The 13,195-nt window shown below is 73.1% G+C and carries 14 protein-coding genes; 2 read left to right on the top strand and 12 right to left on the bottom strand.

Features of this window, described 5'->3' with window-relative positions:
* Positions 1–239: 239 nt before the first annotated feature.
* The 6 genes from rdgB to ACFY3L_RS46295 all read right to left on the bottom strand — a co-directional run bounded on the left by rdgB (position 240) and on the right by ACFY3L_RS46295 (position 5,447).
* Entirely contained in the window at positions 240–836 is a 597-nt protein-coding gene (rdgB, locus tag ACFY3L_RS46320) for an RdgB/HAM1 family non-canonical purine NTP pyrophosphatase (RefSeq protein WP_389339853.1), read from the bottom strand.
* A complete protein-coding gene (gene rph / locus ACFY3L_RS46315) occupies positions 833–1,561 on the bottom strand; it encodes a ribonuclease PH (RefSeq protein WP_389339852.1) in 729 nt (242 codons plus the stop codon). Before rph ends, rdgB begins: the two co-directional genes overlap by 4 nt.
* A gap of 14 nt (positions 1,562–1,575) precedes the next feature.
* A complete protein-coding gene (locus ACFY3L_RS46310; protein WP_389339851.1) occupies positions 1,576–2,367 on the bottom strand; it encodes an SGNH/GDSL hydrolase family protein in 792 nt (263 codons plus the stop codon).
* Entirely contained in the window at positions 2,364–3,479 is a 1,116-nt protein-coding gene (locus ACFY3L_RS46305; RefSeq protein WP_389339849.1) for a glycosyltransferase, read from the bottom strand. Before ACFY3L_RS46305 ends, ACFY3L_RS46310 begins: the two co-directional genes overlap by 4 nt.
* Positions 3,476–4,615, bottom strand: a complete 1,140-nt coding sequence (locus ACFY3L_RS46300) for a glycosyltransferase family 4 protein (protein WP_389339847.1) — start codon at positions 4,613–4,615, stop codon at positions 3,476–3,478. Before ACFY3L_RS46300 ends, ACFY3L_RS46305 begins: the two co-directional genes overlap by 4 nt.
* A gap of 79 nt (positions 4,616–4,694) precedes the next feature.
* Positions 4,695–5,447, bottom strand: coding sequence for an MBL fold metallo-hydrolase (locus ACFY3L_RS46295; RefSeq protein ID WP_360559478.1), 753 nt, complete (start codon positions 5,445–5,447; stop codon positions 4,695–4,697).
* Positions 5,448–5,761: 314 nt separating this feature from the next.
* On the opposite strand from ACFY3L_RS46295, the gene ACFY3L_RS46290 reads away from it, so the two are divergent.
* Positions 5,762–6,109, top strand: a complete 348-nt coding sequence (locus ACFY3L_RS46290) for a hypothetical protein (protein ID WP_389339845.1) — start codon at positions 5,762–5,764, stop codon at positions 6,107–6,109.
* Between the two features lie 40 nt (positions 6,110–6,149).
* Here the strand turns inward: ACFY3L_RS46290 and ACFY3L_RS46285 are convergent, their stop codons facing one another.
* The 6 genes from ACFY3L_RS46285 to ACFY3L_RS46260 form a co-directional block, all read right to left on the bottom strand.
* Positions 6,150–7,100 carry a PLP-dependent cysteine synthase family protein gene (locus ACFY3L_RS46285; protein ID WP_389339843.1) on the bottom strand — a complete coding sequence of 317 codons (951 nt, stop codon included), beginning with the start codon at positions 7,098–7,100 and terminating at the stop codon, positions 6,150–6,152.
* A gap of 5 nt (positions 7,101–7,105) precedes the next feature.
* Positions 7,106–7,417: a MoaD family protein gene (locus ACFY3L_RS46280; RefSeq protein WP_389339841.1), complete on the bottom strand. Its 312-nt coding sequence runs from the start codon at positions 7,415–7,417 to the stop codon at positions 7,106–7,108.
* Positions 7,418–7,483: 66 nt separating this feature from the next.
* Positions 7,484–7,975 carry a M67 family metallopeptidase gene (locus ACFY3L_RS46275; RefSeq protein WP_344501530.1) on the bottom strand — a complete coding sequence of 164 codons (492 nt, stop codon included), beginning with the start codon at positions 7,973–7,975 and terminating at the stop codon, positions 7,484–7,486.
* A gap of 71 nt (positions 7,976–8,046) precedes the next feature.
* Positions 8,047–8,547: a DUF2017 domain-containing protein gene (locus ACFY3L_RS46270; protein ID WP_389339839.1), complete on the bottom strand. Its 501-nt coding sequence runs from the start codon at positions 8,545–8,547 to the stop codon at positions 8,047–8,049.
* Positions 8,548–8,605: 58 nt separating this feature from the next.
* Positions 8,606–8,902: an ATP-dependent Clp protease adapter ClpS gene (clpS, locus tag ACFY3L_RS46265; RefSeq protein ID WP_389339837.1), complete on the bottom strand. Its 297-nt coding sequence runs from the start codon at positions 8,900–8,902 to the stop codon at positions 8,606–8,608.
* Positions 8,903–8,917: 15 nt separating this feature from the next.
* Entirely contained in the window at positions 8,918–10,333 is a 1,416-nt protein-coding gene (locus ACFY3L_RS46260; protein WP_389339835.1) for a hypothetical protein, read from the bottom strand.
* A gap of 232 nt (positions 10,334–10,565) precedes the next feature.
* Here ACFY3L_RS46260 and ACFY3L_RS46255 point away from each other — a divergent pair, with 232 nt between their 5' ends.
* A complete protein-coding gene (locus tag ACFY3L_RS46255; RefSeq protein ID WP_389339833.1) occupies positions 10,566–13,190 on the top strand; it encodes a LuxR C-terminal-related transcriptional regulator in 2,625 nt (874 codons plus the stop codon).
* The last annotated feature ends 5 nt before the right edge of the window (positions 13,191–13,195 follow it).

Raw genomic sequence — 13,195 nt, 5'->3', positions numbered from 1 at the left:
ATGGAGCTACGCCACGCGGAAGTCGGCCGCACGAGAGCCGGCCCACACGGCGAGCCCGGCCCACACGGGGAGCCGAGCCGCGCGGGAATCCGGCCGCACGAGAGCCGGCCCACACGACGAGCCCGGCCCACACGGGGAACCGAGCCGCGCGGGAATCCGGCCGCACGAGAGCCGGCCCACACGGCGAGCCCGGCCCGCACGGGGGGCCGGGGCCGCGTGAGAGCTGGCCTACGCGGGGGTCAGAGGGTGGCGGCCAGGGCGCGGAAGGCGATGCCGCGGTGGCTGATGGCGTCCTTCTCGGCGGGGGAGAGCTCGGCGGTGGTCAGCTCGTAGCCGGCGGCGACGAAGATCGGGTCGTAGCCGAAGCCGCCGTCGCCGCGGGGGGACCTGACCAGGTGGCCGGGCATCTCGCCGCGGAAGACCTGCTCGCGGCCGTCGGGCCAGACGAGCGCGGCGGCGCAGACGAAGGCGGCGCCCAGGTGCTCGTCGGGGACGTCGGCGACCTGGGCGAGGACGAGGCGGAGGTTGGCGCCGTCGCGGTCGGGGGTGCCGCTGGGCAGGCCGGACCAGCGGGCGCTGAAGACGCCGGGCATGCCGTTGAGGGCGTCGACGGCCAGGCCTGAGTCGTCGCCGACGCTGGGCAGGCCGGTGATGGTGGCCGCCTCGCGGGCCTTGAGCAGGGCGTTTTCCTCGAAGGTGAGGCCGGTCTCGGGCGACTCGGGATACGGGGGCACGTCGTCCAGGCCGACAAGCGAAACGTGCGGCGCGGCCTCGGCGAGGACCCGGCGCAGCTCGACGAGCTTCTTCTGGTTGCGGGTCGCGAGCAGCAGCTTCATCCGGCGATCGCCTTCTGCTGGAGGGTGGTGAGCTCGGCGCAGCCGAGGGCGCCCAGGTCGACGAGGAGGTCGAGCTCGGCGCGCGAGAACACGGCCTGCTCGCCGGTGCCCTGCACCTCGACGAAGTCGCCGGCGCCGGTGCAGACGACGTTCATGTCGACGTCGGCGATGACGTCCTCCTCGTAGCAGAGGTCGAGGCGCGGCTCGCCGGCGATGATGCCGACGCTGACGGCGGCGACGGAGCGGTGCAGGACCTGCGCGGGCTTGCCGGCGAGCTTCTTGTTGGCGGCCAGGAAGGCGACGGCGTCGGCGAGGGCGACGTAGGCGCCGGTGATGGCGGCAGTGCGGGTGCCGCCGTCGGCCTGCAGGACGTCGCAGTCGAGGACGATCGAGTTCTCGCCGAGGGCCTTGAGGTCGATGCAGGCGCGGAGGCTGCGGCCGATGAGGCGGGAGATCTCGTGGGTCCGGCCGCCGATCTTGCCCTTGACGCTCTCGCGGTCGTTGCGGGTGGTGGTGGCGCGGGGCAGCATCGCGTACTCAGCGGTGAGCCAGCCCAGCCCGGAGCCCTTCCGCCAGCGGGGCACGCCTTCGGTGACGCTGGCCGTGCACAGCACCCGGGTGTTGCCGAACTCGATGAGCACCGACCCCTCCGGGTGCATGCTCCACTGACGGGTGATCGATACGGGCCGAAGTTGATCTGCTGCGCGAGCATCCGGACGAGCCATGCGGTCCAGCCTAGTCAAGCCACCCGGTCCGGCAGCGACAGGCCTGGAGGAAGCTCGGCGGTCTCACCGGAGAAGAGCTCCGCGATCGCCAGGCTGAACAGGCCCGGCAGCAGGTCCGTCGAGCGGCGGATCATCCAGCGGGTGCCCTGGGTCGCCATCCACCACGCCTGCGCGGTGCGGGTCGGCGGCGGGCTGCTCGGCGCCGGGTCGGGGCGGGTGCCGATGACGGTGCCGAGGCGGGCCGTGAGGAGGTCGTAGAACGAGCAGGCGAGAAAGCGGTGCCCCCGTTCGCTCGGGTGGAGGCGGTCGACGCTCCACATGCGGCGGTCGTACGAGTCGGCGTTGCCCGCGGCGTCGAAGTGCACGGTGGCGTGCCGGGCGGCGACGAGGTCCGCGGCGGCGTTCAGGTCGCGCATCCGCCGGGCGAGCGGGCGGGCCAAGGGGCCGGGCAGCCCGAACATGCGGCCGGGGTCCGGCAGCCGGATGGTGAGGACCTCGGCGCCGGTCGCGCGGAGGGCGGCGACGGTGCGCTCCAGGTTGCGGCCGACCCGCGTGGCGTCGAACGGGCTGCGCAGCGTGTCGTTGGTGCCGACGAGGACGGCGGCGACGTCAGGGCGCAGGTCGAGGGCCCGGGGCAGCTGGTCGGTGACGACGTCGGCGCTCTGGGCGCCGCTGCTGGCGATGTTGTGCAGGCGGGCGCCGAGCGCGGCCGCGAGGATCGGGGCCCAGCCGCGCCAGGAGCCGTCCGGCATCCGGTCCCCGAAGCCGACGGTGGTGGAGTCGCCGAGCGCCACGAAGACGGTCACGGCACACCCGCCGAGACGGGGACGTCGTGCACGGCGAGGAACCCGGCGACCGCCGCCGGCCAGGAGTACCGCTCGGCGCGGTCCCGGGCGGCCCGCCGGCGCTCGTCCGCGGGCCGGGCCAGCACCTCCAGTACACCTGCCGCGAAATCCGACAGGACGGCCGCTCCGGCATCCCCGATGACCTCGGGCAGGGCCGAGGCCGAGGACACGACGACGGGCGTCCCGCAGGCGAGGGCCTCCAGCGCGGCAAGGCCGAACGTCTCGATCGGGCCGGGTGCGAGGACCACGTCGGCGGTGGCGAGGAGCGAGGCGACGGCGGTGCGGTCGGCGACGAACTGCATGAAGTGCACCGCGTGCACCGCGTGCCCCTCGGCCAGCTCCTGCAGCCGGGGGCGCAGCGGCCCGTCGCCGGCGACGACCAGGACCGCGTCGACGCCCCGGGCGCGCAGGGCGATGAGGGCCTCGACGGAGCGTTCGGGGCGCTTCTCGGCCGAGAGCCGCCCGCAGTGCACCAGCAGCACCTGGCCGGGGGCCACGAACTGTGCGCGCAGGGCCGGCGACGCCCGCGAGGGGTGGAACAGGCCGAGGTCGACGCCGAGCGGGACGCGGACGAGGTTGCCGGCGCCGATGCGGTCGAACTCGGCCGCGGCCCAGGCGGTGGTGCACAGGATCTGGTCGTAGGCGCGGTGGCTGCGGGCGTTGAGCAGGTCCGCGCAGGCCGCCCCGACCGGGCCGGCGAACCTGAGCAGCCCGGCGAGGCTCTCGTGCGACACCATGACGGCGGGGATGCCCCGGTCGCGGGCCCAGCGGCCGGTCCAGCGCAGCGTGAACCGGTCGGAGACCTCCAGCCGGTCGGGCTGGAGGCGGTCGAGGAGCTTGGCGAGGCGGCGCCGGTGGATGAGCACCCGGTAGCCGCCGGTGCCGGGCACGACGGGCCCGGGCAGCGTGATCACCCGGCCCTGCGCGTCCGACACGTCGGAGTGCTCCTCGCCGGGCACGATCAGGATCGACTCGTGACCCGCGGCGACGTAGCCCTCGCCGAGGGCGCGCAGGGCGGTGCGCAGACCACCGGACCGGGGCATGACGAAGTTCGCCAGGCGGACGATCCTCACGCGGACACCGCCGGCACGCTCACCGGGATGACGGAGGTGTAGTGCCGGATCAGCTCATCGCCGACCGCCGACCAGCTGCGGGACGCGACCGCGACGCGGGCGGCGAGGCCCATCGCCTGCCGGCGCTCGGGGTCGGCGACCAGGTCGGTGACCGCGTCGCGCAACGCCACGGCGTCACAGGGCGGCACGAGCAGCCCGGTGCGCCCGTCGTCCACGAGGTCGAGCGGTCCGCCCTGGGCGGGGGCGACGACCGGTACACCTGAGGCGAGGGCCTCCTGGACCGTCTGGCCGAACGTCTCGAACGGCCCGGTGTGGGCGAACACGTCGAGGCTGGCGTAGAGCCGGGCGAGCTGGTCGCCGCGGCGCTCGCCGAGGAAGGCCGCGCCGGGCATGGCGCGCTCCAGGGCGGCGCGGGCCGGGCCGTCGCCGATCACCACGACGCGGACGCCGGGGATGCGGCTCAGCGGCGCGAGCAGGTCGACGCGCTTCTCCACGGCGAGCCGGCCGACGTAGCCGACGAGCACGGACCGGTCGGTGCCCAGCAGCGCCCGGCGGAGGGCGGCGCTGCGGCGGCCGGGGTCGAAGCGGGCGGCGTCGACGCCGCGGCGCCACAGCCAGACCCGCTCGATGCCGTGGCTGTGCAGGGCCGTGGCGGCGGCGGTGGACGGTGCGAGGGTCCGGTCGGCGGCGTTGTGGATCCGGCGCAGCCACCGCCACGCGGCCTGCTCGCCGAGGCCGGAGTGGTAGTACAGGCGGGCGTAGGCGGGGACGTCCGTCTGGTACACCGCGACGGTCGGCAGGCCGAGCGACGCGGCGACCGTCATACCGCGGGCGCCGAGCACGAACGGGCTGGCCAGGTGGACCAGGTCGGTGCGGTGGGCCCGCAGCGCGGCGGCGAGCCGCCGGCTGGGCAGGCCGAGCCGGAAGGTCCCGTAGCCGGGGGTGGCGACCGAGGGGACCCGGATGATCTCGTACGGGAAGGCGCCGGTGACCGACCGCGCCCCGGAGGAGGGCTGAGGGGCGATCACGAGGGGCTCGTGGCCTCGCGCGACGAGGTGTTCGGCGACCCGGACGACGGAGTGGGCGACGCCGTTCACATCGGGCGGGAACGATTCGGTGACGATCGCGATCCGCATGCCGTCACCATGGGGTCGGAGACCGTGCATGCGGCCACCATCGACTGACCAACCGGCGAACCCTGCCTAAATAGACGGCCTAGATGTCGTACCTCGCGCCCGGCCGCACGATGTCGATCGGCCCGTCGAACGCGGCCTTCGCCGCCTCCAGGGTGAGCGCCTCGCTCCCCCACGCCGGCACCAGGTGGGTCAGCAGCAGCCGGCCGACCTCGGCCTTGGTGGCGTGCTCGGCCGCCTCGCGCCCGGTGAGGTGCAGGTCCGGCGGGTTGTCGGCGCCGTCGAGGTAGCTCGCCTCGCACAGGAACAGGTCCGCGCCCTGGGCGAGGCGGATCAGCTGGTCGCAGGCGGCGGTGTCGGCGGAGTACGTGATGACCCGGCCGCCGTGCTCGATGCGCACGCCGTAGGTCTCTATCGGGTGGTTGACCCGGTCGACGGTGACGTGGAGCGGGCCGATCGGGAAGCTGCCTGGCTGCAGCGAGTAGAACGTGTAGACGTCGCTGATCGCCATGGGCTCGTTCTCCCCGCCGTACGCGGCGGAGATGCGCTCGGGTGCGGCGACCGGCGCGTAGACGGGCAGCGGTGGCAGCGGGCCGCTCGGTGCGTAGCGCCTGGCCACTATGTAGGAGCACGCGTCGAGCATGTGGTCGCAGTGCAGGTGCGTGAGCAGGATGGCGTCGACGTTGTAGAGGCCGGAGAACCGTTGCAGCGTCGACATCGACCCGGGGCCGAAGTCCACCAGCAGCCGGAACCCGTCCGCCTCGACGAGATACGCCGAGCAGGGCGCCTCGGGTCCCGGGAAGCTGCCGGCGCAGCCGAGAACGGTGAGCCTCATGCTTCCCCTAAGAACAACGCGGGCGCGCCACTGTGGATCACGCCGGTGAGGTGAGGATAGTTCGTGGTCCCGGGGCGCCGGATGACGGCACCGGCACAGCAACCGGGCGCTGACGGACTGCACCGGCGGGGGTTGCCCGGCCGGTTGCTGCCGATGGGCGAGTCCGTCACTGGCGCAGCCTACGCCGGACTGGCAGGCAAGGCTGAACGATCGGACGGCAGATGTCGCCAACGTGACAGGGTCGCGTGACGCCTGCCGCCCGGGCTCGTTGGGATTCGTAAGCCACCAAACGACCCCGGGCAACAGGAGTGGACGTGACCGTCGAGGTGTCCAGGACCAAGCGGCTGCGGCAGCAGCTTCCCGACGCCTTCCGGCTGCCGACGGACCGCGACCCGGCGCCGGAGCCGCGCCACCTCGCCGCCGTCTGCGGCTGGGCGGCGCTCCTCGGCCTCGGCGGCATGGCGGTGGCGCTGCGGGCGTTCGTGGGGCTCGTCAGCGCGTCCCGGGCCTGGTACGCGCCGACGGTCATCGCCATCGGGCTGATCGGGCTGGCGTGCACGATCGCCGCGTTCGCCAGCGTGCACAAGCGCCGACTGCCGTTCGCCCTGCTCGGCGCCGCCTCGGTGAGCCTCCTGCTCGGCTGGATCGTGACAGGGCTCTAGCGCCTGCTTCACATGCGCGGCGGGCTCTGAGGGACAGGCGTCAGGCCCACAGCTGGCCGTCGAGGGCCGACTCGGCGTCGGCGAGGGTGCCGCCGTACGCGCCGGTCGACAGGTACTTCCAGCCGCCGTCGGCGACCAGAAACACCACGTCGGCCCGCTTGCCGGCCTTGAGCGCCTGGTGGGCGACCGCGAGGGCGGCGTGTAGCACCGCACCGGCGGAGAAGCCCACGAACATGCCCTCGACCTCGACGAGCTGGCGGGTCCGCAGCACCGAGTCGCGGGTGCCGACGGAGAAGCGCCGGGTGAGGACGGTCGCGTCGTACAGCTCCGGGACGTAGCCCTCGTCGAGGTTGCGCAGCCCGTAGACCAGCTCGCCGTAGCGGGGCTCGGCGGCGATGATCTCGATGTCCTCGACCTTCTCGCGAAGGTAGCGCCCGATGCCCATCAGCGTGCCCGTGGTGCCGAGACCGGCCACGAAGTGCGTGATGGTCGGCATGTCCCGGAGGATCTCCGGACCCGTCGACTCGTAGTGCGCCCTGGCGTTGGCCTCGTTGCCGTACTGGTAGAGCATCACCCAGTCGGGGTGGTCCGCGGCGATCTCCTTCGCGACCGCGACGGCCCGGTTGGACCCGCCGGCGGCCTCGGAGAAGATGATCTCCGCGCCGTACATCCGCAGCAGCGCGGTGCGCTCCGACGAGACGTTCTCGGGCATGACGCAGACCAGGCGGTATCCGCGCAGCTTCGCCACCATCGCCAGGGCGATGCCGGTGTTGCCGCTGGTCGGCTCGATGATCGTGTCACCGGGGCGGAGGCGGCCCGCTTCCTCGGCCGCCTTCACCATCCACAACGCGACCCGATCCTTCACGCTGCCCGTCGGGTTGCGGTCCTCGAGCTTCGCCCAGAGGCGGACCTCCGGGCTCGGCGACAGCTTGGGCAACCCGACGAGCGGCGTGTTTCCGCACGCCTCGAGCACCGACTCGTAGCGCGCCACGGAGATCAGCCCCGCAGGGCCTGGGCGGCCGCGAACGCGAGCGCGCCACCCGCCACGGCGGGCAGGATCGTCACCGAGTCGCCGTCGCTGAGCTTCGCGTCGAGCGCGCCCAGGAAGCGGACGTCCTCGTCGTTGACGTAGACGTTGACGAAGCGGTGCAGGCCGCCCTCCGGGGTCAGCAGGCGGGCCTTGATGCCCGAGTGCCGGCTGTCCAGGTCGGCGAGCAGGTCGGCGATGGTGTCACCGGAGCCCTCGACGGTCTTGGCACCGCCGGTGTAGCTGCGCAGGATGGTCGGGATGCGAACCTCGATAGCCATGATCATTTCCTCTTGTGTACGAGCGGCGAACTGGACGACTGGACATGGTGCGACGACAGGCGGCGGTCAGCTGCCTGCGCGACACTCGTAGTCGACGGTCGTCGGGCTCTGCCCGAAGAGATATGACTGGACGGCGTGTGAGTCCACGACTGCATTAACTACCTGAACCGGCTCTTCGGTGACGGCTCCGTCCACGATGCGGAACGACCTGATCTCGGTCTGCTCCGGATCGCGGGTGGAAACCAGCAGATAGTGCGCATTCGGCTCACCCGCGAACGACACGTCAGTCCGCGACGGGTAGGCCTCGGTGGCGGTGTGCGAGTGGTAGACGACCACCGGCTCCTCGTCCGCGTCGTCCATCTCGCGCCACAGCCGCAGCTGCTCCTTCGAGTCGAACTCGTAGAACGTCATGGAGCGGGCGGCATTCTCCATCGGCACGTGCCGGACCGGGGTGTCCGAGCCGGCCGGACCCGCGACGATCCCGCACGCCTCGTCGGGGTGGTCCCGGCGGGCGTGCGCAACGATCGCGTCGAGGATCGCGGCGTCGATGGTCAGCACGCCCACAGCCTACCGAAACCTGAAGGCAACTCGCCCGTGACCGCGCTCACGCCGGCCGCGCCGCGCTCCGCTCACCCCATCAGCGCGCCGACGAGACTCTCCTGCAGGTACGTCAGGTACTGGTACACCGACAGCTGCCCGACCCTCGCTGAGGTGGGGTCCTTCAGGATCGCCTCGTCGAGCTCCGCCTCGATGTCGACGTCGTCGTCGACGATCCCGAGCCGGGAGCCCAGCGTCAGGCGGACGTCGGTCAGCGCGCGCAGCCACGCCTCGGCCTGCTCCTCGTCGAGGGCGACCTCGCCGCCCTCCACCGGCAGCACGTCCAGCAGCAGCGCCGCCTGCTCCAGCTTCGCCGAGCGGAGGTCGTCCTCCAGGTAGCGGCGCAGCTCCTCCGAGGCGGCGGCGTCGTTGCGGTACAGGTCGGGGAAGAGCCGCGCGATCACCGGGTCGCCGCGGTCGAAGCCCTCCGACAGCAGCGTGATGACCTCGAGCATGACCTCGTTGAGCACCGCGGCCTCGGCCGGGCCGAACCGGGCGATGCACACGGTCCCGTTGCGAACGAACATCGTCATGCCGTCACCTCCGCCGCGCCCCGGCGACGGCCTGACCGAACACTGCGTCCCGGACCGGTCACGACTTGTCCACCGTCGCCCACAGCCCGTAGGCCTGCAGCCTGGAGGCGTCGTACTCCATCTTCTCGCGTGGCCCGCTGGACACGATCGCCTTGCCCTTGCGGTGCACGTCGAGCATCAGGCGCTCGGCCTTCTCCTTGCTGAATCCGAACAGTTTCTGCAGGACCCATGTCACGTAGCTCATGAGGTTGACCGGGTCGTTCCAGACCACGGTCACCCACGGACGGTCGGTCTCGGGCACCTCATCAGCCTCGAGACGGGTCTCTTCGATCGGTACGACCTGCGGCGCCGCCATACCAACATGGTGCCATCAAGCGAGCAGCACGCCATGGTCGACCGCATCCCCACCGATGACGGCCAGCGCCTGACCCAGTGCCGTGTAGCGCTCGCCCAGCTCGTGACCCACCTCGACCTCGATCTCGCGCAGCGCGTGTTGCAGCCAGCGCCGGCAGTCCTTCTTGTCGGCGAGCTTCGGCGGCCCGCCCGGCGCGCTCCTCGGCTGCCACAGCGCATAGCAGCTGGCGTTGAGCGCGATGCCCAGCGACGGCAGCACCTGATCGGCCGGCTCGCCGCCGCCGACGGCGCAGAGGTTGTCCACCGCGGCCGCGCCGGCCATCGAGGCCACCGCCGAGGTGGCGGTGAGCAGCAGCGCCCGGTCGCGGTCGCGGCCGTCGTCGCGCAGGGAGCAGTCGACCGCGCGGCGGGCCGCGGCGGCGATCCTGGCCAGGACGACCTCGTCGGGAGCGGTGTCCAGCAGTTCGGTGAAGACCGTGGTGATCACCTCGCGCGTGTCCTCGCGCAGCTGACGGGTCGTGCGCACGGACAGCGCGTGCAGCTCGCGGTCGAGCACGAACGGCAGCTCCGGGCAGCCCTTGCCGGAGCCGAGCTCCTGCACGCACCGCACATGGATGGTCGCCAGGTCGATGGAGACGCGCTGCACGGCGGCGACCCGCCGATTGGCGATCTCGCGGTCGAGCAGCTCCTGCCACTCGTCGCCGGCGCGGGAGACGGTCGCGGCGGCGACCCCGGCCGGCGCGGGCCGCGCCTCGCCCCAGGTCTCCAGCTCGTGGCGCAGCTCGGCGACGCCGAAGACGGCCTGCGGGTCCAGCGACACCGGGAACCAGGGCGCGGACGCCAGGCGCTGGCCGCGGGAGGCGAGCAGCGCCCGGTTGGCGACCAGCATCTCCGGCCAGGCGTCGTGCTGGTCGATGCGGGTGAGCACGAACGCGATCCGGCCGGCCCGGCCCGCGGCGGCGGCGAGCAGGTCCAGGTCGGCGCGGGCGAGCGGGGCCGCGGCGTCGACGACGAACAGCAGCCCGAGCCCCCGCTCGGCGGCGTCGAGGACGATCTCGGCGTTGGCGGCGTCCAGGCCCCCGCTGCCGGGCGTGTCGACCAACGCGAGGCGCTTGAGCAGGCTCGCGGAGTGGTTGATCTCGATGCGACGGGCGGGTCGCGTCGGGCCGGGCCGCGGGTCGCGCTGGCCGGGGATCAGGGCGGCCCGCGCCTCGCGGTGACCCGGGACGAACGCGCGGGTCTCGGCCTTGTCGCCGTGCCGGAAAACCAGCCAGGCGTCGCCGGCCGGGGCCGGCTCGGCGCGCCGGATCAGCGCGTTGAGCAGGGCGGTCTTGCCACTGCGGGGCGAGCCGGTGATCACCGCGAAGCTGCCGGCGCCCACCGCCTGAGGTGGCTCGGACTGCCGGTGGCTCCTGCTGCCGCGGACCGGCATCGCAGACACTGGACCCCCGGGCGTCGTGACTGTCAGATCGATCAGCGGCGCCTGCATGATCCCAGACCCCATGTGCGACCTCCTCGTGCACGGCCGGGTAAGCACCGGAACGCTACGTGAACAGGCACTTACGGAGGCAGTACTCCAGCTACTCAACTGAGAACGGAAGCACTACTCAAGTTCGTGCATCGGCCGGTACGCGCAGTAATCGACCTATCGATATGCTGCGACGGTGCCCCCCTGGAGCTTTGTCGGTCGAAACGCTGAACTGGTCCGCCTCGCCGAAGCAGCCACCGGCTCAACCGGTCGCGGCCTCATTCTCGGCGGCCCGCCGGGCATCGGCAAGAGCCGATTGCTGCGCGAGGGTGTCAACACCCTCGACCAGGACAGACTGGCCGTCTGGACGGCGACCGCGAACGCGGCCACGGCGGGCCTTCCGCTGGGCGGCCTGGCCCAGGTGCTGCCACCGGACCAGCCCTCGGGCGGCTCGCCGGCCGGCCTGCTCCGCTGGGCCGTCGACGCGCTGCACCGGCAGGCGGCCGGCCGGCCGATCGTCGTCGCCATCGACGACGCCCACTTGCTCGACCCGCTGTCGGCCGCGCTCGTGTACTACGTCGCCAGGTCCGAGAACGCGACGGTGATCGGCACCGTGCGCACCGGCGAGCCGGTGCACGACCCGATCAGCGCCCTGTGGAAGGACGACCTGGTCGAGCGGATCGAGCTGACCCCGCTGACCCTGCAGGAGACCTCCGACCTGCTCCAGCAGGTCCTCGGCGGCCCGGTCGACTCGGCCTCCGTCGACCGGCTCCAGCAGCTGTCGCAGGGCAACGCGCTGCTGCTGCGTGAGCTGGTCATCGCCGCGCACGCCAGCGGCGAGATCATCGAGAGCTACGGGATGCAGCGCTGGACGGGCAGGGTCGACCTCGCCCCCACGCTGACCGAGGTGGTGGACGCCCGCATCGGCAAGCTCACCCCGCAGGAGCGGGCCGTGCTGGAGCTGGTCGCGTTCGGCGAGCCGATCGGGCTGCCGCTGCTGGTCAGCGCCACCGACCTGAACACCGTGGAGACGGCCGAGGAGCGGCAGCTGATCCGGGTCGTCGTCGAGGACCGGCGCACCACGGTCCGCCTCGCGCATCCCCTGTACGGCGAGGTCGTGCGCCGCCGCTGCCCCGTGACCCGGGTCCGCAGGCTGCTCGCCGACCTGGCCGGCCTGGTGGAGGGCAGCGGCGCCCGCCGCCGCGACGACCTGCTCCGCGTCGCCGTCTGGCGGCTCGACAGCGACACCGCCCGCGACCCGCAGCAGCTGCTCATGGCGTGCCGGCTCGCGTTCGCCACCTATGACATGGCGCTGGCGATGCGGCTGGGCAAGGCCGCCCTCGCCGCCGGCGGCGGATTCGACGCCGCGGAGACCCTCGCGACGATCCTCATGTTCGTCAACATGCCCGACGAGGCCGTCGCGATCCTCGACGCCAACCGGGACCAGACCGTCGAGGAGTCCCAGCGCAGCCGGTGGCTCGCCATCCGGCACATCACCGCCCAGTGGGGCCTCGGCGACCCCGACACCGTCGACGACATCGACCGTGAGGCGCACAAGCTGACCGACCTGCGCGAGCGCTCCCTGGTGCTGGCCGTGGAGTCGACGATGCGGCTGCACCGCGGCGACTACGCGCAGGCGCTCACCCTCGCCCGGCAGGTCCTCGACAGCGCGGCCAGCGCGCCGGGCCCGCGGGCCCTCGCCCGCAGCAACATGGCCCAGCTGCAGGCAATGCGCGGCACACCGGTGCAGACCGTCAAGGCGTTGGCCGCGGTCGACGCCGAGGCGGCGCAGTGGCGGGTCGAGCTGCCGTACTTCCAGCTCGGCATCGAGCTCTCCCGCGGCACCGCCATGATCCTCGCCGCCGACCTGGAGGCCGTCGACGCGATCGTCGCCGCCGAGTTCGCCGGCATGGCCGACGCCGGCAACTTCAACATGGGCTCCGGCTACCTGCAGATCGTCCGCGCCCAGGCGGCCCGCCTCCGGGGCAGGCTCACCGAGGCGGCCCGGGCCGCGTCTCAGGCTTGCGCGGCCCTGGCCACCGGCAAGGTCTTCGTCGCGCTCGCCCACGCCGAGCGGGCGCACATCGCCGCCCTCACCGGGGACGCGGCCGGCGCCGCGGAGGCGTTCGCGATCGCCGAGGCGTCGCACTACCGGTCGATGGAGGTGCTGTACCCGGCGCTCGAGGAGGCCAGGGCGTGGGTCGCGGTCGCCTCCGGTGACCTGCCGACCGCCGCCGAGGTCCTGCGGCTGCTCGCGGCGCGCACCCGCGGCGACGGGTTCGCCGCGCACGAGATGTCCGCGCTGTACCACCTGGGCCGGCTCGGCTTCGCCCGCGAGGTCACCGACCGGCTCGACGCGCTGTCGAACACCGTCGAGGGCCGCATCGCGCCCGCGATGGCCTGGCACGTGCGGGCGATCGCTGGCGAGGACGGCGGCAGCCTCCTCGCGGTCGCCGAGGAGTTCGCCGATCAGGAGCTCAACCTGTACGCCGCGGAGGCGGCCGCCGGTGCGGTCACGCTGCTGCGGGGCATCCGGTCGCCGCAGACGCCGCGGGCCGCGCAGCGCCTCGCCGAGCTGCGGACCCTCTGCCCGGCCGCGGCCACCCCGGCGCTGGTCGTGCCGCAGCCCATGCTCACCGGCCGCGAGCGGCAGATCGCCCGGCTCGCCGCGGCCGGCGTGCCGTCGAAGGAGATCGCGGACCAGCTGTACCTGTCCTCCCGTACCGTCGACAACCACCTCATGCGCGTCTACGCCAAGCTCGGTGTGACGGGGCGCGCAGAACTGGCCGCGGCCCTGCGCTCGCTGCCACCGGAGGAGTGAATAGG

The sequence above is a fragment of the Dactylosporangium sp. NPDC000521 genome (assembly GCF_042898305.1).
GTDB lineage: Bacteria > Actinomycetota > Actinomycetes > Mycobacteriales > Micromonosporaceae > Dactylosporangium.
Note: the sequence above shows the minus strand (reverse complement) of the source record. Positions and strands in the feature narration are given on the sequence as shown.

Excerpts from the sequence above, each read along its gene's own strand:
- ACFY3L_RS46280 (WP_389339841.1), bottom strand. The coding sequence starts at position 7,417 with ATGGCTATCGAGGTTCGCATCCCGACCATCCTGCGCAGCTACACCGGC.
- rdgB (WP_389339853.1), bottom strand. The coding sequence starts at position 836 with ATGAAGCTGCTGCTCGCGACCCGCAACCAGAAGAAGCTCGTCGAGCTG.
- clpS (WP_389339837.1), bottom strand. The coding sequence starts at position 8,902 with ATGGCGGCGCCGCAGGTCGTACCGATCGAAGAGACCCGTCTCGAGGCT.
- ACFY3L_RS46295 (WP_360559478.1), bottom strand. The coding sequence starts at position 5,447 with ATGAGGCTCACCGTTCTCGGCTGCGCCGGCAGCTTCCCGGGACCCGAG.
- ACFY3L_RS46260 (WP_389339835.1), bottom strand. The coding sequence starts at position 10,333 with ATGCCGGTCCGCGGCAGCAGGAGCCACCGGCAGTCCGAGCCACCTCAG.
- ACFY3L_RS46300 (WP_389339847.1), bottom strand. The coding sequence starts at position 4,615 with ATGCGGATCGCGATCGTCACCGAATCGTTCCCGCCCGATGTGAACGGC.
- ACFY3L_RS46270 (WP_389339839.1), bottom strand. The coding sequence starts at position 8,547 with ATGACGATGTTCGTTCGCAACGGGACCGTGTGCATCGCCCGGTTCGGC.
- rph (WP_389339852.1), bottom strand. The coding sequence starts at position 1,561 with ATGGCTCGTCCGGATGCTCGCGCAGCAGATCAACTTCGGCCCGTATCG.